Raw genomic sequence first — 22,054 nt, 5'->3', positions numbered from 1 at the left:
GGTGATCAGCTCGTATCGGGTGTCAGCGCGACCGTGATTCGGGAGTTCGTTGTGGCCTGCGCCAGTCTGGTCGCCACCTCGGGAGTCGTCGCGACCACGATCAGCGCGCCGGAGGACGTCGTACGGGGAGTTGGCAGGGCTACGACGCGGACGGATCGGGCGAGCAGGTTGGCGGCGTCGGTGGAGGTGCTCGTCGCGGCGTACAGGTTGACGTGGTCGCCGACGCGGAGGAGTGCGCTGATATCGGCGTCGTCGATCCGGAACGGGTAGGCGAGCGATCCGGACGGAACGGCAGGTGGCGCCAGGAATCTGGCATCGGTGAGTGGCTCGCCGGATCTGACCGGTCCACTCAGCACACGTTCGGTCAGATCGGCGCCCGGTCTGAGGACGCCGTCGGGCACAGAGCCTGGCGGCAGTCCGACGGTCCGGAGGTCCCCGGTCGCGGGCACAGCTCCGCCCGCGAGGTCGCGTGCCGCGGCGAGCACGGCAATCGTCGGTGGCGGCGCTGGGGAGAGGGCCAGGAGTCCGAAGTACACGGCGGCTGCGGCGGCGATGCCGGCCAGGAGCCGGCGGTGCCAACGAGCGGTGCGGAGCAGGTCACGAAGGAAGGAAGGGATTCTCATGCCAGAGAAAGTACGAGTTTCTCCGGCACCCGCCCTTCAGTTATCCACAGGCGACGATCAGGCCGCGCTGGTCTTCGTCGACGAACCACCTGACGACGAACCGCCCGACGAAGACCCACCGGACGACGAACCGCCCGAGGACGACCCACCGGATGAGTCGGAGGAGGACGAACCAGAGGAGGAGCCGGACGAAGAGCTACCCGACGACGAGGAGTCCGACGATGACGAGGACGAGGCAGACGACTCGGCCTTCGCCGGCACCGAGCTCTTGTTCGACGAGCGGCTGTCGTTCCGGTAGAAACCGGAGCCCTTGAACACAACGCCGACGGCGTTGAACACCTTGCGCAGGTTCCCCTGGCAGTTCGGGCAGACCGTCAGTGCGTCGTCCGTGAAGCTCTGACGCACCTCCAGGGCCTCGCCGCAGTCGGTGCACTGGTACTGGTACGTCGGCACGGTTTGGTTCCCTTCAGGCCGCTGGCACTCCCACTACTCGACTGCTAATAATGCGCCAGAGCGCCGAAGTATTCCAACTCGGGTCCACCAAACGGCCCTGACGCCGTTCACGGCCGGAGAACGCAGAGCTACGCAAAGTTGTGAGGGACCCCATTTGGGGTGCGAGCGGTGATTCTCTACGGTTGGTCCGTGCGTCGCCTGCTTCGAGTTGTCATCATCAGCGGAATCGCCCTCACCACGGTCCTCCTGGTGATCGCCGGTACCGTCATCTTCGTCGTCCGCCACTCGTTCCCGACGTACGACGGGACGATCGAGCTGACCGGCCTCGACGGCGACGTCAACGTCATCCGGGACGCGAACGGGATCCCGCAGGTCTATGCCGACACCCCGTCCGACCTGTTCGCGGCGCAGGGGTACGTGCACGCGCAGGACCGGTTCTTCGAGATGGACTTCCGCCGGCACGTCACGTCGGGCCGGCTGAGCGAGCTGTTCGGACCCGACGCACTGGAGACGGACAAGTTCGTCCGTACCCTCGGCTGGCGCCGGGTCGCGGAGAAGGAGCTGGGCCTGCTCAGCCCGACCACGCGGCAGTACCTCGACGACTACGCCCGCGGAGTGAACGCGTACCTGTCCACCCACAGTGGCTCGGGCCTCAGCCTCGAGTACGCCGTCCTGTCACTCAAGGGCACCGATTACCACCCGGAGCCCTGGACCGCGGCCGACTCACTGGCCTGGCTGAAGGCGATGGCGTGGGACCTCGGCGGCAACATGGACGAGGAGATGACCCGCACCAAGCTGCTGGCGGCGTTCCCCTCGCGCAACATCGAGAGCCTCTACCCGCAGTACCCGTACGACCGGAACCAGCCGATCATGCCCACCGGCACGGTCGGCAAGGACGGCAAGTTCACCACGTCACCGATCACCGCCGACCGGGCGATGCTGACCCCGGATCTACTGAAGTCACTCGACTCGGTCCAGAAGGTCGCCAAGGGCCTGCCCGAACTGCTCGGCCAGGGTGACGGCATCGGTTCGAACTCGTGGGTCGTCTCCGGCGACCACACCACCACCGGCAAACCGCTGCTGGCCAACGACCCGCACCTCGGCGCCACCATGCCGGGCATCTGGACGCAGATCGGCCTGCACTGCAACAACGTCGGCAAGAGCTGTCCGTTCGACGTGTCCGGCTTCAGCTTCTCCGGCCTGCCCGGTGTGGTGATCGGTCACAACAACGCGATCTCGTGGGGCTTCACCAACCTCGATCCGGACGTCCAGGACCTCTATCTGGAGCGGATCGACGGCAACAACGCGCTGTACGACAACAAGTGGCGCCCGATGGTGACGCGCGAGGAGACGTTCAAGGTGGCCGGCCAGGACGAGCCGGTGAAGATCACCGTCCGCGAGACCCGGCACGGTCCGCTCGTCTCCGACGTCGGCGAGGACCAGAAGGAAGTCGGGGAACAGTCCGCCAAACGGGCCAACTACCCGCAGGCGTACGGCGTCGCGCTGCAATGGACCGCGCTGACTCCGGGCCGCACCGCGGACGCGCTCTTCGCGATCAACCAGGCCCAGGACTGGCCCCAGTTCCGGGTCGCCGCGCAGCTGTTCCAGGTCCCCTCGCAGAACCTCGTGTACGCCGACACCGACGGGCACATCGGCTACCAGGCACCAGGGCTGATCCCGATCCGCAAGACCGGCCGGGGCGACTGGCCGGTGCCGGGGTGGGACTCGCGGTACCGCTGGACCGGGTACATCCCGTTCGATGCCCTACCCACTGAGTTCGATCCACCGGACGGGATCATCGTCACCGCGAACCAGGCCGTGGTGCCGCACGGGTACAAGTACTACCTGACCAACGACTGGGACTACGGCTACCGGTCGCAGCAGATCATGGACCGGATCAAGGCCGCCGGGAAGCTGGATGCGAACGCGATGGCGTCGATCCAGCTGGACACCAAGAACAAGTCCGCCGAGATGCTGGTGCCGTACCTGCTCCAGATCGGGATCGAGGACGCCTTCGACAAGCAGGGCCAGGACATCCTGCGGAACTGGGACTTCACCCAGCCGCCGGACTCCGCCGCGGCCGCGTACTTCAACGTGGTCTGGCGCAACCTGCTCGATCTCACCTTCCACGACCAGCTCCCTGAAGGCACCTGGCCGGACGGCGGTTCGCGCTGGTTCGAGGTGGTCCACACGCTGCTCGGCCAGCCGAACAGCACCTGGTGGGACGACCTGAGGACTCCGCAGAAGGAGAGCCGGGACGACATCCTGCGCGAGGCCCTGGTCGACGCGCGGACCGAGATCACCCAGAAGATGGCGCGTGAACCGGCCAACTGGCAGTGGGGCAAGCTGCACAAGCTCACGCTGACCAACCAGACCCTGGGCAAGTCCGGGATCGGTCTGGTCGACCGCCTCTTCAACCGCGGTCCGTACCAGCTCGGCGGGGGTACGTCGATCGTGGACGCGACCTCCTGGGATGCGTCGGAGGGCTACGCGGTCACCTCGACCCCGTCGATGCGGATGGTGGTCGACCTGTCCGACTTCGACAAGTCCCGGTGGGTGAACCTGACCGGTGTGTCCGGACACGCCTTCTCGGCCCACTACACCGACCAGACCGAGCTGTGGGTCAAGGGCGAGACGCTCCCTTGGGCCTACACCAAGGGAGCGGTCGAGGCGGCCCGCAAGGACGCCCTGACGTTCACCAAGCCGGAGAGTTAGCCTCGGCGAACAGCTCTTCCGGCCACGTCCACAGCGCGCGTTGGGTCAGCAGGATCGAGATGGTCTGATCCGCGGGCGTGGTCGACCAGAGCGTGCCCAGACCACCCGCCCAGCCATATCGGTCTGCGCTCACGGACACCCCGTAGCCCCATCCGGTGTCCGGCCCGAGGAAGCCGGCCGCCGCCTCCCGCTGCGCCGGGGTGAGGTGATCGGTTGTCAGCTCCGCGACCGCAGCCGGCGACAGTACGCCGTTGCCGCCGGCGAGCAGCATCTGTGCGAACGCGTGGAAGTCGTCGGCCGTGGAAATCAGCCCACCGCTCGCATCCGGGAACGACGGCCTGGCCAGCCACTGGCTGCCGTCCGCCGGGTCCAGTACGTCGTCCCCGACGTACGCCGTGGTCAGCCGAGCCGGATCTGCTGCGGTGAACCCGGTGTCATGCATCCCGAGCGGTTCGAAGATCCGCTCGCGCAGGAACTCCTCCAACGGCTGGCCGGTCGCGCGGGCGATCAGTACGCCGAGCACATGCGAGCCGGTGGAGTACAGCCACTGCTCACCCGGTTGGAACTGCAACGGCAGGGTCCCCAGCCGCCGCATCCACTCGTCCGGCTCCAGCAGGGTCCGGGGAACAGGCGGGCCGAACGTGTGCAGCCCCAACTCCTCCTCCCGCTGCCGAAGCGCCGGGTTGTCGGACTCACCCAGACCGAGCCTGAATGTGAGCAGATCCCGCGGAGTGATCGGCCGCGTCGCCGGGACCGTGTCGTCGAGCAGCCCGTCCGGCTGCCGCAGTACGACCGGATGCGCGAGCTCGGGCAGCAGGTCGTCGACGGGGGAGTCCATCGAGAGCCGCAGTTCGTCGACCAGGATCATCGCCGCGACCGCGACGATCGGCTTGGTGAACGACGCCACCCGGAACAAGCTGTCCCGCTGCATCTCGGGACCGTCGAACGCGGTCTTGCCGAGCACCTCGACCTTCGTAGTGCTGGCCCGGCTGACCAGCGAGACCAGACCGGGCAGGACCCCATCGGAGACGTACGTGCTCAGCATCAGCTCAGTCCACCAGCGAACGGCATGGACCGCCACTGTCCGACGAACATCCGGATGCCGTCGCCCAGACTCGGCAACTGTGGCACCAACGGCGTGCACACCATGACCTGCAGGACCCGAGCCGTGTCCATGACCCGCTGCACACGCTCATCCAGCAGCGGACGATCCATGGCGGCCGCAGCCTCGTTGTAGACCTTCCCGAGGTCCGGTCCGAACCCAGCCATGTCCCACTCGATCGGACCGCACGTGGTGTCCTCGAAATCGGCCCACAGTACGCCGTCAGCCGTCGGGATCACGTTGTACGACGGTGCATCGCCGTGGATCGTCTGCACGGTGGCCGATGGGAAGACCGCCTCGAACCCGGCCCGGCTCGTCAGCACCGACTGCAGCACGTCCCACTCGGCCCGGGCCCGGTCGATGTCCTCCTGCTCGAGCAGCCCGGGCACAGCCTCCAGAGAGGCGAGTCCCGACGGCACAGCGAGCAGAGGGGTGAGCCAGGGCAGTTCCTCCGGGTAGTCCGCGAGTACCGCATGCAATTCGGCCGCACGGACGGTGCTGGCGAGGTAGTCGACCTCGCCGGACTCCTCGACGTACTGCCAGAACGTCATGGTGAACCCGTCCCGCTCCACGGGCTCGAGATGGCTCGGGACCACCACCTGCTGGTGGCGTGCGGCCAGCCAGGCAGCCACGTCCAGTTCGCGCTGCTGCCGTCGTACGGCGACCTCGACGTTCATCAGGTAGTCCGGGAGGTTCATCGGCACCCGGGCGACCACTGGGGACGGCTTGAGGTGCACCACCACGGAGAACGCGTCGTACAGGACTTTCGGGTCCGTCACGGTCAGGCCGAGGTCACGTGCCGCGGCCACCGCGGCTTGGGTGGCGTTCTCAGTCATCCACTGATCCTCCCAGCGGGATCAACCGGTTTGGCGTCAGCGCCGCGTGCACCGGGTGGTCGTGGTCGTCGGCGGGAAGAGCCTCTACGACCTCGGAGTCGTACACGGCGGCCCAGATCGGCGTACCCGGTCCGACGCGGGCGAGTGCCCGGTCGTACGAGCCGCCACCGCGTCCCAGCCGGACACCGTCCCGGGCGACGGCCAGGGCCGGACAGATGATCAGGTCGGCGGTGGCGATCGCGTCCGAGCCCAGGTCGACCCGTGGCTCGGACAGTCCGAGCCGGCCGGGCACCAGGTCGGCCGCTCCAGGCGCAATTCCCCAGCCCAGGTCGTTGTCGGCGTACAGAATCGGCAGCAGCACCTCGTGGTCGCCTGCCAGCAGCCAGTCGATCAGAGCGCCCGTCTGGGGCTCGGGGCCGAGCGAAACGTACAGCGCGATCCGGCGGGCCGTCCGAAGCTGGGGCTGAGCTTGGGCAGCGCTGAGAAGGTCCTCCGAATGTGCCCTGGTTCTGCGGGCACTGAGGAGATGTTGGCGCGCGGCGGCCTTCGTCGGGAACACCATCCGATCGTAAGAGCGTGACGCGCTTAACACTGGGATTACCCGGCGTCCCCTAGGGTTAGGTCATGAGTGAGGCAGGTCTCAGACAAGCGCAGGAAAAGATGCGCGCAGCCGGTGCTGCCGACGTTGCAATACGCGTCTTCACGCACTATTACCAGCTGCTCGAATCAGGTCAGCAGGGAACGATCCGCGAGGACGACATCGAGCCGGTAGGTGACCTGCCGCACCTGGACCACCTCGATACCGATCCCGAGGCCATGCGGGCCGCACTGGCCGAGACGGTGGTGATCAAGCTCAACGGCGGCCTCGGTACGTCGATGGGCGTCACCGGCCCCAAGTCCGCGCTCCACGTCAAGGACGAGCTGAGCTTCCTCGACATCATCGCCCGGCAGATCCTCAGCACCCGGCGCCGGTACGACGTACCGCTGCCGCTGGTGCTGATGAACTCCTTCCGCACCAAGGAGGAGTCCCTGCAGATCCTGGGTGAGTACGACGGACTCGCGATCGACGGCCTGCCGCTGGACTTCCTGCAGAACATGGAGCCGAAGCTGCTCGCCGACGACCTCACCCCGGCCGAGTGGGAGCCGGACCCCGAACTCGCCTGGTGCCCGCCGGGCCACGGCGACCTGTTCACCGCATTAGTTGCCTCAGGCACCCTCGACGCGCTCCGGGAGCACGGTTTCCGGCACGCGTTCATCTCGAACGCGGACAACCTCGGCGCGACCGCGGACCCGCGGATCGCGGCCTGGATGGCGGAGCACGACGTACCGTTCGGGATGGAGGTCTGCCGGCGGACCCGGTCCGACCGCAAGGGCGGGCACGTCGCCGTGCGGAAGTCCGACGGTCGGCTGATTCTGCGCGACAGCGCGCAGGTCGCGGAGGAGGACGTCCGGCACTTCCAGGACATCACCCGGCACAAGACCTTCAACACCAACAACCTGTGGATCGACCTGGACCGGCTGGCCGAGCTGATGGACGGCCACGACGGGATCCTCGGGCTGCCGATCATCGTCAACCGTAAGACCGTCGACCCGGCCGATCCGGCCTCGCCCAAGGTGATCCAGCTGGAGACCGGGATGGGGACGGCGATCGAGACCTTCGAGGGCTCGCAGGCGGTAACCGTCGACCGCAGCCGGTTCAAGCCGGTGAAGACGACCAACGACCTGCTCGTGCTCCGGTCGGACGTGTATGAGCTGGACGACTCCGGCGATCTGACCACGACCCACGAGGGCGACGAGCCGTACGTCGACCTGGATCCGGCGTTCTTCAAGATCCTGGCCGACTTCGACCTGCGCTTCCCGGTCGGGCCGCCGTCGCTGGTCCGGGCCGACCGGCTCGAGGTCCACGGTGATGTTGCCTTCGGCAAGGGAGTGGTCGTGGTCGGCGACGTGGAGCTGACGGCGCCCGACGGTGAGCGCCTGCAGATCGCGGACGGCGCCGTACTCGAAAGCTGACGGGGGACACGACGGGGCTATGGACGACCTGCTGATCCGGCCGCTGGAGCCGTACGACACGGACGAGGCTGCCGCGGTGTGGTGGCGCTCGCGGCACGCCGACGGGGCGCAGTTGCCGTCGGCGATCCACACCGCCGAGCAGGTGACGACGTGGTTCGCCGAGGTGCTGCTGCCCGACGCCCAGACCTGGGTGGCGCTGGACGACGGCCGGATCGTGGCGGTGCTGACGCTGGACGGCGACGACCTGGACCAGTTGTACGTCGATCCGGACGTGGCCGGCCTCGGTGTGGGGTCGACGCTGGTGGACCTGGCCAAGGACCTGCGGCCCGGTGGTCTCGCTCTGTGGACGTTCCAGACCAACACCCGAGCGCAGTCCTTCTACCGGTTCCACGGCTTCGCCGAGGTGCGTCGTACGGACGGAGCGGCCAACGAGGAGCACGCCCCGGACATCAGGATGGTGTGGGGTAACCACCCGGAGGCGTGACGCGCAGCGGTCCGGGTGGATTAGGGTCGGCTCGTGAGACGGAGCGTGGATGAGCATCTGGAGGCCATACTCGGGCGCGTGACGGCGCTGCCGGCGTTCGACCAGCCGCTGATGGAGGCGCTGGGGCTGGTGCTCTGTGAGGACGTGGTGTCGGGCCTGAGCCTGCCGGGGTTCGACAACTCGGCCATGGACGGGTACGCCGTTCAGGCCGGTGACCTGGCTGGGGCGACGCAGGACGAGCCGATCACTCTGCCGGTGGTGGGTGAGTTCCGGGCCGGGCACAGTGAGCCGATCGTGGTGACCCCTGGGACGTGCGTGCGCATCATGACGGGCGCTCAGATGCCCCGGGGTGCGGACAGCGTCGTACCGGTCGAGTGGACTGACGGTGGGACCGTCAACGTGCGGATCGCTCAGCAGCCGGCGCCTGGTGCGTCAGTGCGGCGGGCCGGCGAGGACGTGCAGGCGGGGGAGCAGGTGCTGGACCGGGACACCGTGCTCGGGCCTCGGCAGATCGCCGTACTCGCGGCTGTGGGTCGCGCGCGGGTCAAGGCGCGTCCTCGACCCAGAGTGGTCGTCGTGTCGACCGGTGCGGAGCTGCGGGAACCCGGGAGCCGGCTGGGTGAGGGACAGATCTACGACTCGAACAGTTACACCATGGCCGCGTGCGCGCGGAACGCCGGCGCGGTGGTGTACCGCGTGGGCATCGTCGACGACGACCCGAAGCGGATCATGGACACGCTGTCCGATCAGCTCGTCCGCGCCGACCTCGTGATCACCACCGGTGGCGTCAGCATGGGTGCGTACGACGTGGTCAAGGAGGAGTTGTCGAAGCTCGGTTCGGTCGACTTCCCGCAGGTGGCGATGCAGCCCGGGAAGCCGCAGGGGTTCGGCGTACTGGGTGAGGACGAGGTGCCGATCTTCACGCTGCCCGGCAACCCGGTGTCGGCGTACGTGTCCTTCGAGGTGTTCGTCCGGCCCGCACTGCGCAAGCTGATGGGCCAGATGCCGTACCGGCGTAGTCCGGTCCGCGGGGTGGCGCTGGACGGGTTCAACTCGCCCTCGGGGCGGCGTCAGTTCGTCCGTGCGGCGGCCACGTCCGGCGATGAAGGCTGGATGGCCAGTACAGTCGGCGGGCACGGCTCACACCTGCTCGGTGGGTTGAGCCGCGCGAACGCACTGATCGTGGTGCCTGAGGACGTGACTGCGGTCCGGGCCGGCGATGAGGTCGAGCTGATGCTGCTGGATGAGGAGACCCGATGACGCAGGACCCTGGGTTGACCCATGTCGATGAGACCGGGGCAGCGCGGATGGTGGACGTGTCGGCCAAGGACGTGGGTTCGCGACGGGCCGTTGCCAGCGGCAAGGTTTTCGTGTCGGCCGAGGTGGTGCGCGCGCTGCGCGGGGACGGCGTACCGAAGGGTGACGCGCTCGGGGTGGCCCGGATCGCCGGGATCATGGGGGCCAAGCGGACGCCGGACCTGGTGCCGTTGTGCCACCCGATCGCGATCACCGGGGCCAAGGTGGACCTCGACGTTGCGGATGACGCTGTACTGATCGAGGCGCAGGTGAAGACCACCGACCGCACGGGCGTCGAGATGGAGGCGCTCACTGCGGTTGCTGTTGCCGGGCTCGCTGTGATCGACATGGTGAAGGCTTTGGACCCGGCCGCCGTACTGTCCGACGTACGCGTCGAGCTCAAAGAGGGCGGCAAGACCGGGCACTGGGAGCGGCCGTGAGAGCCCTTGTCGTCAGTGTCTCGAACCGCGCGGCTGCGGGCGTATACAGCGACACCACCGGTCCCTTGATCGCAGAGCGGCTGAGTGGGTGGGGTTTCGAGGTGTCCGGACCACAGGTCGTTCCTGACGGTCCGCCTGTCGGTGAGGCGCTGCGCGCTGCGGTCTCCGCGTCGTACGACGTGGTGCTGACCACTGGGGGCACGGGGATCTCGCCGACCGATGCGACACCCGAGCAGACCAGTGCGGTGCTCGAGAAGGCGGTGCCGGGGATTGCTGAGGCAATCCGGGCCTATGGCGTTGCGAACGGCGTACCGACGGCCTCTCTGTCGCGTGGACTGGCCGGAGTGGCCGGTACGACGGTCATCGTGAACCTGCCCGGCTCACGCGGTGGTGTGAAGGACGGTCTCGCCGTACTGGAGCCGTTGCTGCGTCATGCGGTAGAGCAAGTCCGTGGCGGTGACCATGTCCGGCCGGACACCGACTGATGGCGATCGTGCAATGGCCCGTGGAACTCCAGCACGGGCAGGTGGCGCTCAGGCCGCTGCGAGCCGGCGACGGCGGTGAATGGGCCGCTGCGCGCCAACGCAACATCAGTTGGTTGCGCCCATGGGACGCTACCCAGCCGCCCGGTGCCGAGGACGGTGCGCGGACGTTCCGGGCCATGGCACGCGACTGGAACCGGCAGGCGCGGTACGGCCGGATGCTGCCGTTCATCATCACGTACGGCGGCGCTGCGGGAGCCGGTGCACGATCGAAGTGGCCCCTGGTCGGGCAGTTGACGGTGTCCGGGATCACCTACGGCTCGGCGCGCTGGGCGAACCTCGGCTACTGGGTCGACGAGCAGTACGCCGGTCGCGGCATCGTGCCGACCGCGGTCGCGATGGCGGCGGACCACTGCTGGTTCACCCTTGGCCTGCACAGGATCGAGGTGGCGATCCGCCCGGAGAACAAGGCGAGTCTGCGGGTGGTCGAGAAGCTCGGGTTCCGGTACGAGGGGGAGCGGCCGCGGTTCCTGCACATCGACGGGGACTGGCGCGATCACCGCATCTTCGCGCTGAACGTGGAAGAGGTCGGGCCGGGCCTCGTGTCGCGTTTGTCTTGATCACGCTGCGTGCTGTTCACATCAGTCACACGAGTCTTCTTGCGACACACCGTCTCACGTACCTGATCTGATGCTCGCGGCACCTTAGCGTCGTCGCATGGGGACGACAGGGTTGATCTATGTGGCGATCGTCGCCGCGTGGGCTGCCTATCTCGTCCCGATGCTCTTGAAGCGCGGAGACGAGGCACGGCGTCAACCGGTGTCGTCGTCGGCCGACGCGCGGGTGCTGTCACGCGACCCGTCGCGGACTCGGTACGTCGTACGTCCGGCCGGTGCTCCCGGTGCCTCCGCCGAGGCTGAGGTTGTCGGAGTTCCACCGCCGCCGCGCTACGTCCTGAACCGAGCCCGCCGGGTGGCCGCCATGCGCCGCCGGCGGGTGCTGTCGATCCTGACCCTTTCGCTCCTTTCGGTTGTCGCACTGGCCGGTCTGGAGATGCTGCTGTGGTGGACCGTCGCCATTCCGGGCGGTCTGATTGTGGCGTTCGTCGTACTGACCCGGGTGCAGCTGCGCCGGCAGGCGCGTTCGCGTGCGCAGTTGGCCGCCGAGCGGCGGGCGCGTGCCCAGGCGCACCACGACCGCGGTCCGGCCGGGAAGCCGGCTCCGGTGGTTTCTCCGGACGAGGAGATGACCATCGAGGTCAAGCTCCCTGCGCCTCCGGTTGAGAAGAAGCCTGCTGTGCCCGCCGAGGGCCTGTGGGATCCGGTGCCCGTCACGCTGCCGACGTACGTCCTGAAGGAGAAGGCTCCGGACCGCACCGTCCGCACCATCTCGCTGTCCGACGACGAGGTCTTCTCCAGCGCCCGTACGACGGACCCGGCCGAAAAACCCGCCGCCCCGGAGCCGGTCGAGAAGCCCGAAGAGCCGGAGGTCCGACGTGCCGTCGGCGACTGAAACCCACTCGACACCTCGGTTTTAACCGGCGACCATTGGCGTGTTAGAGTTTCGCGGTCGCGAGGGAAACCAAGCGACCAGCTCGGGGCTGTGGCGCAGTTGGTAGCGCGCTTCGTTCGCAACGAAGAGGCCAGGGGTTCGAATCCCCTCAGCTCCACGAAGGCGATGGGCGACTCGTGTCCGCGGAAAGCGCGGAGCGGGTCGCCTTCGTCGTTTGTGCGGCAGCGCTCCGCTCGCCGCGAGCGGGGGCTCCGCCACCCGCACCCCCTATCGCCTTCGCTTCGCTCGGCTGCTGTGGTTGCGCGCCGCTCGCCGGGGATCGCCTTCGCTTCGCTCGGCGGCTGGGGGTGCCTTCGCTTCGCTTGGCGGCTGGGGTGCTCGCTGCTGTCAAGGGGTGCTTTCGCTGGGGAAGTGGAGTTGGGCTGATAGGCCGATGTGGTCTGAGAGGTGGGTCGGGCCGGTGGGGAGGGCTTGGTGGTCGGTGAAGAGGAGGTTGGTTGCGGTGACCTCGATGTCTTTGGTGGTGAGGATGAAGTCGATGCAGTGGGGGTTGTTGCCGGGGGCAAGGTATTTGGGGTGGTAGGTGGGTGGGCATTGGGCGTTGAAGGTGTCTTGTAGGCCGGACTGGTGGCGGAGGTCGCTGTGCAGGGTGCTTGCTTGGGCGACGTTGAAGTCTCCGCAGACCACTGTTGGGGAACTGTCGGCCTTGACTGCTTGGGCTAGGGCGGTGAGTTGGTCGTGTTGCAATTGGCGGAATCGGTTTTGTTCTGACCAGTTGCCGTCGGTGTTGGCTGTTGGGTGGATGTTGATGACACGGACTCCGCTGTCGGATAGGCGGACGGTGAGCATTCCGCTGTGGAGTGCGTTCAGCCGAGTTCGAGCGGGCAGGCCTGAGTGGCGTGATGGTCGCGGGAGGCGTGCGTACGCCGTACCTGCGAATCGCAGTCGTGACAGCGTCACCAGGCCGCCCGCAGGTCCGACGACGGATCGTCGGTAGGCGGCATGTGGGAAGGACGGCATGCCTTTGCGGAGGTGTGTCAGGTGGCGGTAGGCGAACACTTCTTGCAGACAGACGAGATCGATCTCGCTGGCGTTGAAGTGGGCTGCGATTGCGGTGAACCGCTCGCTGATGCGGCTGCCCTTCAGGGGGAGGCCGCGGGTGTTCAGGGTGGCGACGGTTAGCCGGCTGGCCATAGGGGGGTCAGGCCGGTGGATAGGAGGGTGAAGGCTTGGTTGGTGGCTTTCACTGCGGTGGGGAGGAGTTTTTGGGCGGGAGTGCCGGTGGCGCAGAGGTCGAAGTTGGTCATGGCTAGGGTCCAGTGGACGGCGATGACTTGGGCGGCGGCGAGGCGGGCGGTGAGTTCGGGGGTGGCGGCGGTTTCGTGGAGGGCTGCGGCCAGCTCTCGCTGGGAGGTCTCGTTGAACTGGAGCATGCGCGCCATCAAGGCCGGCGTACTCCGGAGCAGCCGGTAGAGGGCGAGGGTGTCGGGGCGGTCGGTGAGGCCGGTGAAGGGGTCGTGGGCGCGGAGGCGCTCGACGAAGTGGTCGTGGAGCGCGGTCAGCGGTGACTGGTCGGCGGGCCGGGCGCGGACGACGCGGGCCGGCTCGTCCTCGTGGTCGGCGAAACGGTGGACGACGAGGTCTTCCTTGGTCGGGAAGTAGGCGAAGAGCGTTCGCCGGGAGACGTCCGCGGCCTCTGCGACCTGGGTGATCGACACCTGGTCGAAGCCGTGCTCGACGAACAGCGTGATGGCCGCCGTCGAGATCGCCTCCCGGGTGCGGACCTTCTTCCGTTCGCGCAACGCCATGCCGGGATCGTAGCACTGAGTGCTATCTTGCACTCAGTCTACTTTTGCACTGAGGGGAGTTGTCATGGACGTGCTGATCGCGGGAGCCGGACCGACCGGACTGATGCTGGCGTACGAGTTGGCGCTGGCCGGAGTCGACGTCACCGTCGTCGAACGGCTGGACAAGCGGATCGAACAAACGAAGGGCGGCGCACTACAGGCCCGCACGGCCGAGGTGCTGGACATGCGCGGACTGCTCGACCCGATCCAAGCTCGCGAACTCCCGCGCGAGCAGGTCGGCGGACACTTCGCCGGCCTCCCCGTCCCGCTTGACGCATCGTCGTGGGACACCCGGCACCCGTACCCGATCTCGGTGCCACAGTGGATCGTCGAAGAAGAACTCGAGTACGCCGCGATCGCCCGTGGAGCTCGAGTACGTCGAGGTGTCGAAGTCAGCGCGGTCCAACAGGACGACGCCGGCGTCACTGTCACGGCCGGCGGGGAGACCTTCCGGGCTCGCTATCTCGTCGCCTGCGACGGCGCGCACAGTACGGTCCGCAAGCTCCTCGACGTACCGTTCCCCGGCCGATCTGGGACGTTTCGCGCTGTGCTGACCGACGTACGACTGTCGTCCGTGTCCGAGCAGGTGCCGACCACCATCGGCCACTTCAGCACGTTGACGAAGCAGGGCGGCGGCTACTGGGGAATGCTCGTACCTGTTGGCGAGGGCAAGTATCGGTTCACCTTCGGCCGGGAAGGAGTCGCGTCCCCGGAGGAGACGCAGGATGCGCTCATCGCCTTGTACGGCAGGGAAACCAGGCTCGCGGAGGTCTTCAACTCGTCGGAGTTCGGCGACGCCACCAGGCAGCTGGAGTCTTATCGGTACGGGCGGATCTTGTTCGCCGGGGACGCCGCGCATATCCACCCGCCGTTCGGTGGGCAAGGCCTCAACCTTGGTGTGCAGGACGCATTCAATCTTGGTTGGAAGCTCGTCGCCGCGGTCCGCGGCGCGGCTGACCTGCTCGACACCTATCAGTACGAGCGCCATCCGCAAGCCGCGCGCGTACTGCGTCATACGGCCGCTCAACGTGTCTTCGCTTTGCCGGGGCCGAGCGACGACGTCGTCGAGCTGCGCGAGATCTTCACCGACCTGATGCGGTTGCCTGACGCCAATCGCTACCTCGCAGGGATGATGTCGGGTCTCGATGCACCCGAACGGATCCCGGACCTCGAGCTGGTGACCGGCGATGGACCGACCTGGCTGTCGACTCTGCTGCACTCCGGACGCGGTCTCTTGCTCGACTTCGGTGGGCGTACCTGGCCGGACGGCTGGGCCGATCGCGTGGACGTCGTACAGGTCAAGCCGGACGGGGAACATGACGCGTTGCTGATTCGCCCGGACGGGCTCGTCTGCTGGTCAGGGGACTCGGACATTACCAATGCGGTGGCGAAATGGTTCGGTGCGGCCGGGTAATTGCTCATCCCTCGGACGATGGACAAGGGAGGAGTTCGGGTTGTGTAGTGGATGAGTGCCACGACCGAAAGCAGTTACTGATGACACGAGTGCGCGGCGGTTTCTGGATGCGGCGGCGCAGTTGATTGACGCGATGTTTGTTACGTCGCCGGGGGACAGACCGCGGCGGCTGAGTGCTATTGATTTTCCGGCGACCCTGGAGTGGTTGCGCAAGGAGGATGTGGTACGGCTGGCCCAGGATGCCGGCCATCGAGGGGCTAGCCGCAAGGCTTTCGACAATCGGTGGGAATCAAAGGAAGATTTCGTCAACGATGCGGTGATTCATACGATGCTGTATCGGGATGCGCCGAATGCGAATCCGGCGTTGCAGCTCGCCTACATGGCGAGTCTGGTGGATTCCGAGAATGTCGCACAAGCGATTGAACGATTCTGTGACGCGATGCTGGACAGCCTTCTGTCGTACCCGCGCTCGTTCCTGTTGCTCCATATCGGTCCGCTTCTCGAGCAGCATCCGAAACTCAAGGCCGCGATTGTGGAGGACATGCTGAGGGCCTTGGCGCCGTGGTACGAGGGCTATGCGCAACTGTTCGCGGCGTTCGGTGTCAGCATGCGGCCCGGTTGGACCATCGAGCGCTACGGCCTGACGCTGCAGTCGATGCTCGACGGGTTCCTGTTGCGTTCCCGCGTGCAGGACGAGCAGATGGAGGCGTGCAGCTCGGAGGACGCGAGCCTCTTCGCGGACGCCGTCGTTGCCTTCACGCTCGGCGTCATCGACACCGGTGAGAGCAGTGGGCTGACCTCGCGGGACGCGCTGAACGCCGGTGTAGGGAGACTCAGGTAGCTCTCTAAGGCCGTTGACTGAGCGTTACCGCCACTCGATGCTAGGTGTGGCTCGGGGGGAACCGGCCGCAACTCGAAGACAAGACTCGGGGGGTCTTCGAGGAGTCGCCGACCAGTTCAACCACCTCACCCACCGGACCCTGCCGATTCGGCGGGTGGGGTGGTGTCCCCACCGGTCCGGGGTTTGCTATCGGGGGACCTGGACCGTTTGGCCGATGGGGATGCTGGTCAGGGCGTAGCCGTAGGCGGCATCCCCTGGGCGCGGCATGCGGGACTGGTCCAGGAGGTAGAGGATGTGGGTGCCTACCGGCCAGAAGGTCCGGAGGTGGGCGGGGGCGGACTTGTCGAGCTCGTAGACGGTCGCCCCGGGGTCGAGGGCGGTGCCGCGCGCTACCGTCCAGGTGCCGGTGTGGGTTTCCCGGTCGTCGCTGACGCCCACCCGGACGATGGAGATCAGGTACGTCGACGGCGTGGTGGAGGTGCCGTAGAGGACGACGCCTAGTTTGACTCGCTGGCACTCGGCGATCGGTGGGTTGTCGATCGTGCAGGGGACGTGGTTCTCGAAGTCCGCCAGGGCCGGTGCGCCGGCTGCGTTGGTGAGGGGATACCAAGGGCCGAACGTCTGAGGTTCGGCCGGATCGCCGCGCGCCGTGAGCAACGCGACGACGATGACGGTGGCGAGAGCAAGCGCGCTGACGGCGATCGTCGGCTTGGACTGCTTCAGCCACGCAGGCATGCGGCCAGTTTAGGCGCCGCACCCCGCGATGGTCAGGTCGAGGATTGTGTCTACCTGGTCCTCGGAGACCGGGCGGGTGTGCAGGAGCAGGCGGTAGTAGAGCGGGGCGTAGAGGAGCTCGACCATCGCGGGTAGGTCGACGTCGTCGCGGATGTCGCCGTCCTTCTGGGCCGAGGTCAGGCGGTCGATGCAGAGGTCGACGCGGGGCTTGATGATGCTGGTGACCACGGCGTTGGCGATGTCGGGATCGCTCTGGGCGGCGGCGATCAGGCCCTTGCTGTAGGCGGCGAACATCGGGTCGGTGAAGGCGGCGACGACCTGGGTCATCTGGGACCGGAGGTCGGCGCGCAGGTCTCCGGTGTCGGGGAAGTTCAGGGTGTTGCTGCTGCGTCCCTGCAGCGCTTCGAGCAGGATCGCGGCCTTCGACGGCCACCAGCGGTAGATCGTCTGCTTGCCGACCCCGGCGCGTTTCGCGATGCCTTCCATCGTCAGGCCGCCGTACGTGTGCTCCTGGCACAGCTCGAGTGCGGCCTCGAGGATCGCGTGCCGGGCGCGTTCGCTGCGGCGGTCGGGGTTGGGGGTGGCCATGCATCCGGAGTTTACACAAGACGAGACGTTGTGTCTTGACAGTGACCCGAGGCGAGACTTAGCGTCTCGTGGTGAGACGAGACGTCTCGTTGCCATCAGAGTCGCACCACGACTCGTCAAAGAGGGGACCAACACCATGTCCGAAGCCATGGTTCGGAGAAATGCGGGGATGTTCGGCGTCATCGCGAGTGCGTTGATCGTCGTCCAGGTGCCGCTGTACTTCCTCTACTCCGGCGCCCCGCCGGACTGGAACATCCTGACCCGCAGCCTGATCGGCATCGTGGGCTGCATCTTCTACCTGCTGTTCTTCACCGGACTGCGTCAGCTGATCCACCAGGTCGATGTCGGGTCGGACTGGATCGCGGGCGTGATCCAGACGGCCGGCCTGTTCTGGATCGTGATGGTGTTCGTGCCGCAGTCGATGGAGGCCGGGGCGGCCATCTCGGTCGATCACGACATCGACACCACGAAGGAGGGTCCGTTCGCGGCCGCGCAGTACCTGATGCAGGGCTTGATCTCCCGGCTGCTGATGGGCCTGTTCCTGATCGCGCTCGGGATCGTGGTGTACCGGCTGCGGTTGCTGCCGAAGTGGGTCGGCTGGTCGGCGTTCGTGCTCGCCGCGATCAACCTCGCCTTCGTTCCCGCGATCTATTTCGGTGACAACCCGTCGAACTTCTACGCCGTTCAGGGCTGGGGTACGACGGCCAGCATGGGCATGCTCTGGAGCCTGTGGACTCTGGCCGTAAGCATCAGCGTGTGGCGCAGTTCCCGCCGGACTGCGGCAGCCGCGTCACACCGACGTACGCCGGTGCCGACCGCCGCCTGAGGTTTGCCGCACGTACCTGAGGCAAGGATCCACCTCAGGTACGTGGCAGGGGGACAGAGTGGTTGTCAGAGTTGATGCTGGTACGGCTTTGGTTCTGCGGGAGGCGTACTACAAGCTGCAAGCGCTGCCGCGGGGGAACCATTACGCGCTTTACGACTACGTGCGCGGAGTGACGGCGAAGGTTGCGCCGGTCGACACGTTCTTCGTGGGGTTTCTGCAAGGGGCGGATCGGGTGCGGTACCCGTACGGGTACGAGGACGGGAAGTACGACGACCCGTCGAGCCACACGTTCGGACCGAGTGGGCCGACGGCCTGGCTGCTGAACAAGCGGCAGACGTACCGGTTCGGGTACGACAACGGGGCCACGCTGAACGCCGGGATCCCCTGTGGGGACGTGAGTCGGCGTTCCGAGGACGCGGTGATCGTGCCGATGTTCCGGCGTACCAAGGATGGTCGTGATCAGCTCTTCGGGATGATGGCGACGTACAGCTACCAGAGCGAGGTGTACGACGACAACGCCGTGCGCGCGTTCGAGTGGTTGGCCGGTGCGCTCGCCAAAGTGCTGACCCGGGAGGTCGAGGACCAGGAGGCGCTCAGACTCCTGCCTGCCGGTGATGATGCGTCGAACCTGCTCACGTCCGATCACGTGATGGAGTACCTCTCCAACCGGATCGCAGTACTGCGAGGACTTGCGGACCGAGCCCTGGACGAGCCGGGGGCTGTGGACGAACCCCTGCACGGTTATCTCAAGGGCATCGTCCGTACCGCGGAGCAGACGCAGTCGGAGCTGATCGAGATGATGCTAGAGGTCGACGAAGGACCGGAGCGGCGATTCCTGTCGCTGACCGACGCCCAGCAACGCGTTGCCCTGCTGCTCGTCCAAGGCCTCGACAACGAAGCCCTCGCGACGGAACTGGGTGTGCGGCTCCCGACGGTGAAGACCCACCTCGGTGTGATCCTGCGCAAGTACGGCATGGAGAGTCGTATCCAGGTCGCCCAAGATGTACGGCGGTATCTTTCTCGCTGATCACGACCTCTCTACGTGGCAAACTGCCCGGAACCCGTTCCAGGGAGGGCAATGAAGACTCTCGATGAGCTGCTCGACGACATCAAGGCGCTGTCATCTCGTCAGGCCGTGGCTGAGGTGGAGCGGTTCTTCGACGCACTGTCGCCGGACCAGGCGGAGCGACTGGCTGCCGAACGGCCTGATGACGTCGGTGAGTTGAACGGCGCTCCGTGGCACCTCCGCGTCCGGACGAACGGTGCCCGGCTGCTGCGGGACCGGGACAAGCTCCGCGCGACGTACGGGCTGAACGAGGCCGACCGTGCCGACGACCTGCTGGAGCGAGTTCGGCAGATGAGTCCCGCGGACCGGGATCGGCTGAACACCATGAACGAGATGCTGCGTCCGAGGCTCCAGGTAGTCGCGAACGGGACGCGCCGAGAAGTCCTCGAGGTGCCGCGACAGTTCCTCTCCCTCGGCACCGAAGGCGATGGGCGACTGGCGGAGGTCTTCGGCGACCTCTCCACCGCGGAGAACATCACCTTCACCGTGCACGGCATGGGCGTCACCCTGGACGACCTCGCGACGCAGACCGATATCGCGAAGGCGATCCACACCGAGACCGGTCCCAGGACCGCCACGGTCAACTTCATCTACGACGGCCCGAACAGCCTGGGTCCGGCGATGAGCAAGAAGGCTGCGTTCGAGGCCTCCAGCCAGTTGGCCGACTGCATCGCCGGCGTGCGCAGCCAGAACGAGAACGCCCGGACCACCCTGTTCGCGCACAGCTACGGCACGATCGTCGCGGCCGAAGCCATCCGCGACAATCGATCCTCGGTCGACAGCGTCATCTTCGCCGGCAGCCCTGGCCTGGGCCACGACATCAACGCGATGTCCGACCTGAACGCGGACCCGAACACGAAGTTCTTCGCGATGCGCGCACAGTTCGACGCGGTGTCGTACGGCGAATGGCACGGTCGCGACCCGGCCGATTTCGAGGACGTCGTACGGCTCGCAACCGAGCGGCCGGACGGACCTTCGGTCACCTGGCACGAGCAGTACTGGCGGCCTGCGAGTGAGGCACTGCGCAACGTCGGCCGGGTCTGCCGTGGCGCCTATGACAAGCTCACCACAACGGATTCCACCGTCGCCGCCGAGACCAGGCTTGCGCTCGGCGTCTCCTGGGGCGGAGTCGCCCGCGGGGTCTCCAGCACCGCTGGTCGCGCGTTCGGCAGAGTGTTCGACGGTTCTGCGAGACGAAGCGCGTCACGACGTACTGACGCCGAGCGGGCGGAGGGACGGCGATGACAGTCGAGCAAGCGCGTGAGTTGCTGCGGTCGGAACTGCTGGTCGCGGCCGCGGCTGCGGTGCCAGGCCTGGACGGCGTGGTGACGGATGACGAGGGTCCGGTGTACCTGGCCACCGAGAGCGGTCGCAGCGATTCCAGGTTCTGCCGGGTGACCGTCGAGACGGGTGATCCAGGCGCGGCCGATGGCGGCGCACGGTACGTCGAGGCTGCCCTGGAGACGCTTCGAGACCGCGGCTGGGAGGTCGGCGAGATCGCGTTCGAGCAGGGTCACCACCTGGCGGTCGGGGTCCGGGACGGCTTCGATCTCGCCGTCCACGCTTGGGACGGCGAGTGGCGGGTCACGCTGACCGGCACGACTCCGGCGTACTCCTGACTGCTTGCTGTCTCACATTGAGAATCGCGTCAGCTAATCTTGACTCATTCCAGAAAACCGGACAGACTGCGTCACGTGCCGACGGTCGATGAGCTCCAGGAGTTGTTGCGTGGGGCATCGTTACGGGTGACCCGGCCGCGGGTCGCGGTACTGACCGCGGTCTACGCGCACCCGCATGCGGACACGGACTCGCTAATAGGTGCCGTGCGCAACGAACTCCCCGAGGTCTCGCACCAGGCCGTGTACGACTCGCTGCACACGCTGACGGCGGCCGGGCTGCTCCGGCGGATCCAGCCGTTGGGCTCGGTGGCGCGGTACGAGTCGCGGGTGGGCGACAACCATCATCACGCCGTCTGCCGGTCGTGCGGTGCGATCGCCGACGTCGACTGTGCGGTCGGGCACGCGCCCTGCCTGTCCGCATCCGAGGATCACGGCTTCGTCATCGACGAGGCCGAGGTCATCTACTGGGGCCTGTGCTCCGCGTGCGCAACCTGACTTCCGCAAACGTCCAGTCCTGGAAGGAATTCGATGTCCGAGAACCATGAGCGCCACGAACCGTTGCCGGGTGAAGGTAGCGAGGAGAGCCGCGGCGAAGAGACCGCGCAGGCCGCCGGTGGCTGCCCGGTCGCGCACGGCGAGGGCGTGCACCCGACCCGGGGCAACGCCAACCGTGGCTGGTGGCCGAACCAGCTGAACCTGAAGATCCTGGCCAAGAACCCGGCCGTCGCGAACCCGCTGGGCGAGTCCTTCGACTACGCCGCGGCGTTCAACAGCCTCGACCTGGCCGCCGTCAAGGCGGACATCGCCGAGGTGCTGACGACCTCGCAGGACTGGTGGCCGGCCGACTTCGGGCACTACGGCCCGCTGATGATCCGGATGGCGTGGCACAGCGCCGGCACCTACCGGATCAGCGACGGCCGTGGTGGCGCGGGCGCCGGGCAGCAGCGGTTCGCGCCGCTGAACAGCTGGCCGGACAACGCGAACCTGGACAAGGCCCGTCGGCTGCTCTGGCCGGTCAAGAAGAAGTACGGCCAGAAGATCTCCTGGGCCGACTTGCTGGTGCTCACCGGCAACGTCGCGCTGGAGTCGATGGGCTTGGAGACGTTGCGGCTGCCTTCGGGTCGTCGGCGGAGGTGGTGCCTTCGGCGACCACGTCGTACCC

25 protein-coding genes, 1 tRNA gene and 1 pseudogene are annotated in these 22,054 nt (G+C 67.1%); 18 read left to right on the top strand and 9 right to left on the bottom strand.

Annotated features, from left to right (window positions below; all coding sequences use genetic code 11):
* Positions 1-5 precede the first annotated feature (5 nt).
* Entirely contained in the window at positions 6-623 is a 618-nt protein-coding gene (locus tag AB0L70_RS24820; protein ID WP_363687976.1) for a hypothetical protein, read from the bottom strand.
* Between AB0L70_RS24820 and AB0L70_RS24815 the strand changes: the two genes are divergently transcribed.
* On the top strand, positions 622-921 hold the full coding sequence (locus AB0L70_RS24815; protein ID WP_363688379.1) for a hypothetical protein: 300 nt from the start codon (positions 622-624) through the stop codon (positions 919-921). The two genes, AB0L70_RS24820 and AB0L70_RS24815, sit on opposite strands and share 2 nt — an antisense overlap.
* A 14-nt stretch (positions 922-935) precedes the next feature.
* On the opposite strand, the pseudogene AB0L70_RS24810 reads toward AB0L70_RS24815, so the two are convergent.
* Positions 936-1,076 (bottom strand): annotated as a pseudogene (locus AB0L70_RS24810) (FmdB family zinc ribbon protein); the annotation flags it as partial.
* Positions 1,077-1,265: 189 nt separating this feature from the next.
* Between AB0L70_RS24810 and AB0L70_RS24805 the strand changes: the two are divergent.
* Entirely contained in the window at positions 1,266-3,791 is a 2,526-nt protein-coding gene (locus AB0L70_RS24805; RefSeq protein WP_363687974.1) for a penicillin acylase family protein, read from the top strand.
* Here the strand turns inward: AB0L70_RS24805 and AB0L70_RS24800 are convergent.
* Genes AB0L70_RS24800 through AB0L70_RS24790 form a run of 3 tightly spaced genes read right to left on the bottom strand, consistent with a single transcriptional unit; the run spans position 3,772 to position 6,288 of the window.
* A complete protein-coding gene (locus tag AB0L70_RS24800; protein ID WP_363687972.1) occupies positions 3,772-4,836 on the bottom strand; it encodes a serine hydrolase domain-containing protein in 1,065 nt (354 codons plus the stop codon). The genes AB0L70_RS24805 and AB0L70_RS24800 overlap by 20 nt on opposite strands.
* Positions 4,836-5,729 (bottom strand): aminoglycoside phosphotransferase family protein, encoded by an 894-nt coding sequence (locus AB0L70_RS24795; RefSeq protein WP_363687970.1) that lies wholly within the window; start codon positions 5,727-5,729, stop codon positions 4,836-4,838. Before AB0L70_RS24795 ends, AB0L70_RS24800 begins: the two co-directional genes overlap by 1 nt.
* Complete coding sequence (locus AB0L70_RS24790; protein WP_363687968.1) at positions 5,722-6,288, bottom strand: 5-formyltetrahydrofolate cyclo-ligase; 567 nt, start codon at positions 6,286-6,288, stop codon at positions 5,722-5,724. The genes AB0L70_RS24795 and AB0L70_RS24790 overlap by 8 nt, the downstream gene beginning before the upstream one ends.
* A gap of 65 nt (positions 6,289-6,353) precedes the next feature.
* Here AB0L70_RS24790 and AB0L70_RS24785 point away from each other — a divergent pair, with 65 nt between their 5' ends.
* The 8 genes from AB0L70_RS24785 (at position 6,354) to AB0L70_RS24750 (ending at position 12,113) form a co-directional block, all read left to right on the top strand.
* Entirely contained in the window at positions 6,354-7,742 is a 1,389-nt protein-coding gene (locus AB0L70_RS24785) for a UTP--glucose-1-phosphate uridylyltransferase (RefSeq protein WP_363687966.1), read from the top strand.
* A gap of 19 nt (positions 7,743-7,761) precedes the next feature.
* On the top strand, positions 7,762-8,226 hold the full coding sequence (locus tag AB0L70_RS24780) for a GNAT family N-acetyltransferase (protein WP_363687964.1): 465 nt from the start codon (positions 7,762-7,764) through the stop codon (positions 8,224-8,226).
* A 33-nt stretch (positions 8,227-8,259) separates the two neighbouring features.
* Positions 8,260-9,486, top strand: a complete 1,227-nt coding sequence (glp, locus tag AB0L70_RS24775; RefSeq protein ID WP_363687962.1) for a gephyrin-like molybdotransferase Glp — start codon at positions 8,260-8,262, stop codon at positions 9,484-9,486.
* Entirely contained in the window at positions 9,483-9,962 is a 480-nt protein-coding gene (gene moaC / locus AB0L70_RS24770) for a cyclic pyranopterin monophosphate synthase MoaC (protein ID WP_363687960.1), read from the top strand. The genes glp and moaC overlap by 4 nt, the downstream gene beginning before the upstream one ends.
* Complete coding sequence (locus tag AB0L70_RS24765; RefSeq protein WP_363687958.1) at positions 9,959-10,447, top strand: MogA/MoaB family molybdenum cofactor biosynthesis protein; 489 nt, start codon at positions 9,959-9,961, stop codon at positions 10,445-10,447. The genes moaC and AB0L70_RS24765 overlap by 4 nt, the downstream gene beginning before the upstream one ends.
* Positions 10,447-11,064 carry a GNAT family protein gene (locus tag AB0L70_RS24760; protein WP_363687956.1) on the top strand — a complete coding sequence of 206 codons (618 nt, stop codon included), beginning with the start codon at positions 10,447-10,449 and terminating at the stop codon, positions 11,062-11,064. Before AB0L70_RS24765 ends, AB0L70_RS24760 begins: the two co-directional genes overlap by 1 nt.
* A 97-nt stretch (positions 11,065-11,161) precedes the next feature.
* Positions 11,162-11,956 carry a hypothetical protein gene (locus AB0L70_RS24755; RefSeq protein ID WP_363687954.1) on the top strand — a complete coding sequence of 265 codons (795 nt, stop codon included), beginning with the start codon at positions 11,162-11,164 and terminating at the stop codon, positions 11,954-11,956.
* Between the two features lie 84 nt (positions 11,957-12,040).
* Positions 12,041-12,113 (top strand) — tRNA-Ala (locus tag AB0L70_RS24750).
* 230 nt (positions 12,114-12,343) lie between these two features.
* Here AB0L70_RS24750 and AB0L70_RS24745 read toward each other — a convergent pair.
* Both AB0L70_RS24745 and AB0L70_RS24740 read right to left on the bottom strand, forming a co-directional pair.
* Positions 12,344-13,150 (bottom strand): endonuclease/exonuclease/phosphatase family protein, encoded by an 807-nt coding sequence (locus AB0L70_RS24745; RefSeq protein ID WP_363687952.1) that lies wholly within the window; start codon positions 13,148-13,150, stop codon positions 12,344-12,346.
* Positions 13,135-13,764, bottom strand: coding sequence for a TetR family transcriptional regulator (locus AB0L70_RS24740; RefSeq protein ID WP_363687950.1), 630 nt, complete (start codon positions 13,762-13,764; stop codon positions 13,135-13,137). Before AB0L70_RS24740 ends, AB0L70_RS24745 begins: the two co-directional genes overlap by 16 nt.
* 64 nt (positions 13,765-13,828) lie before the next feature.
* On the opposite strand from AB0L70_RS24740, the gene AB0L70_RS24735 reads away from it, so the two are divergent.
* Both AB0L70_RS24735 and AB0L70_RS24730 read left to right on the top strand, forming a co-directional pair.
* On the top strand, positions 13,829-15,217 hold the full coding sequence (locus AB0L70_RS24735) for an FAD-dependent monooxygenase (protein ID WP_363687948.1): 1,389 nt from the start codon (positions 13,829-13,831) through the stop codon (positions 15,215-15,217).
* A 55-nt stretch (positions 15,218-15,272) separates the two neighbouring features.
* On the top strand, positions 15,273-16,058 hold the full coding sequence (locus AB0L70_RS24730; RefSeq protein ID WP_363687946.1) for a hypothetical protein: 786 nt from the start codon (positions 15,273-15,275) through the stop codon (positions 16,056-16,058).
* A gap of 186 nt (positions 16,059-16,244) precedes the next feature.
* Here the strand turns inward: AB0L70_RS24730 and AB0L70_RS24725 are convergent, their stop codons facing one another.
* Positions 16,245-16,793 carry a hypothetical protein gene (locus AB0L70_RS24725; RefSeq protein ID WP_363687945.1) on the bottom strand — a complete coding sequence of 183 codons (549 nt, stop codon included), beginning with the start codon at positions 16,791-16,793 and terminating at the stop codon, positions 16,245-16,247.
* A 9-nt stretch (positions 16,794-16,802) separates the two neighbouring features.
* On the bottom strand, positions 16,803-17,381 hold the full coding sequence (locus tag AB0L70_RS24720) for a TetR/AcrR family transcriptional regulator (RefSeq protein WP_363687943.1): 579 nt from the start codon (positions 17,379-17,381) through the stop codon (positions 16,803-16,805).
* Between the two features lie 136 nt (positions 17,382-17,517).
* Here AB0L70_RS24720 and AB0L70_RS24715 point away from each other — a divergent pair, with 136 nt between their 5' ends.
* From AB0L70_RS24715 to AB0L70_RS24690, 6 genes are all read left to right on the top strand, one after another.
* Positions 17,518-18,207 carry a hypothetical protein gene (locus AB0L70_RS24715; RefSeq protein WP_363687941.1) on the top strand — a complete coding sequence of 230 codons (690 nt, stop codon included), beginning with the start codon at positions 17,518-17,520 and terminating at the stop codon, positions 18,205-18,207.
* A 58-nt stretch (positions 18,208-18,265) separates the two neighbouring features.
* Complete coding sequence (locus AB0L70_RS24710; RefSeq protein WP_363687939.1) at positions 18,266-19,234, top strand: LuxR C-terminal-related transcriptional regulator; 969 nt, start codon at positions 18,266-18,268, stop codon at positions 19,232-19,234.
* A gap of 51 nt (positions 19,235-19,285) precedes the next feature.
* Positions 19,286-20,518: an alpha/beta hydrolase gene (locus tag AB0L70_RS24705; protein ID WP_363687937.1), complete on the top strand. Its 1,233-nt coding sequence runs from the start codon at positions 19,286-19,288 to the stop codon at positions 20,516-20,518.
* Positions 20,515-20,892 (top strand): hypothetical protein, encoded by a 378-nt coding sequence (locus AB0L70_RS24700; RefSeq protein WP_363687935.1) that lies wholly within the window; start codon positions 20,515-20,517, stop codon positions 20,890-20,892. The genes AB0L70_RS24705 and AB0L70_RS24700 overlap by 4 nt, the downstream gene beginning before the upstream one ends.
* Positions 20,893-20,967: 75 nt before the next feature.
* The gene (locus AB0L70_RS24695; protein ID WP_363687933.1) at positions 20,968-21,387 is read left to right on the top strand and encodes a Fur family transcriptional regulator; all 420 of its coding nucleotides are present in this window, start codon (positions 20,968-20,970) and stop codon (positions 21,385-21,387) included.
* A gap of 33 nt (positions 21,388-21,420) precedes the next feature.
* Positions 21,421-22,054, top strand: a 634-nt coding sequence (locus AB0L70_RS24690; protein WP_363687931.1) for a peroxidase family protein, incomplete at its 3' end; no start/stop codon positions are given.

The sequence above is a fragment of the Kribbella sp. NPDC051952 genome (genome assembly GCF_040680855.1).
In the GTDB taxonomy this organism is placed as follows: domain Bacteria; phylum Actinomycetota; class Actinomycetes; order Propionibacteriales; family Kribbellaceae; genus Kribbella.
This window is presented reverse-complemented; position numbering and strand designations above follow the sequence as displayed.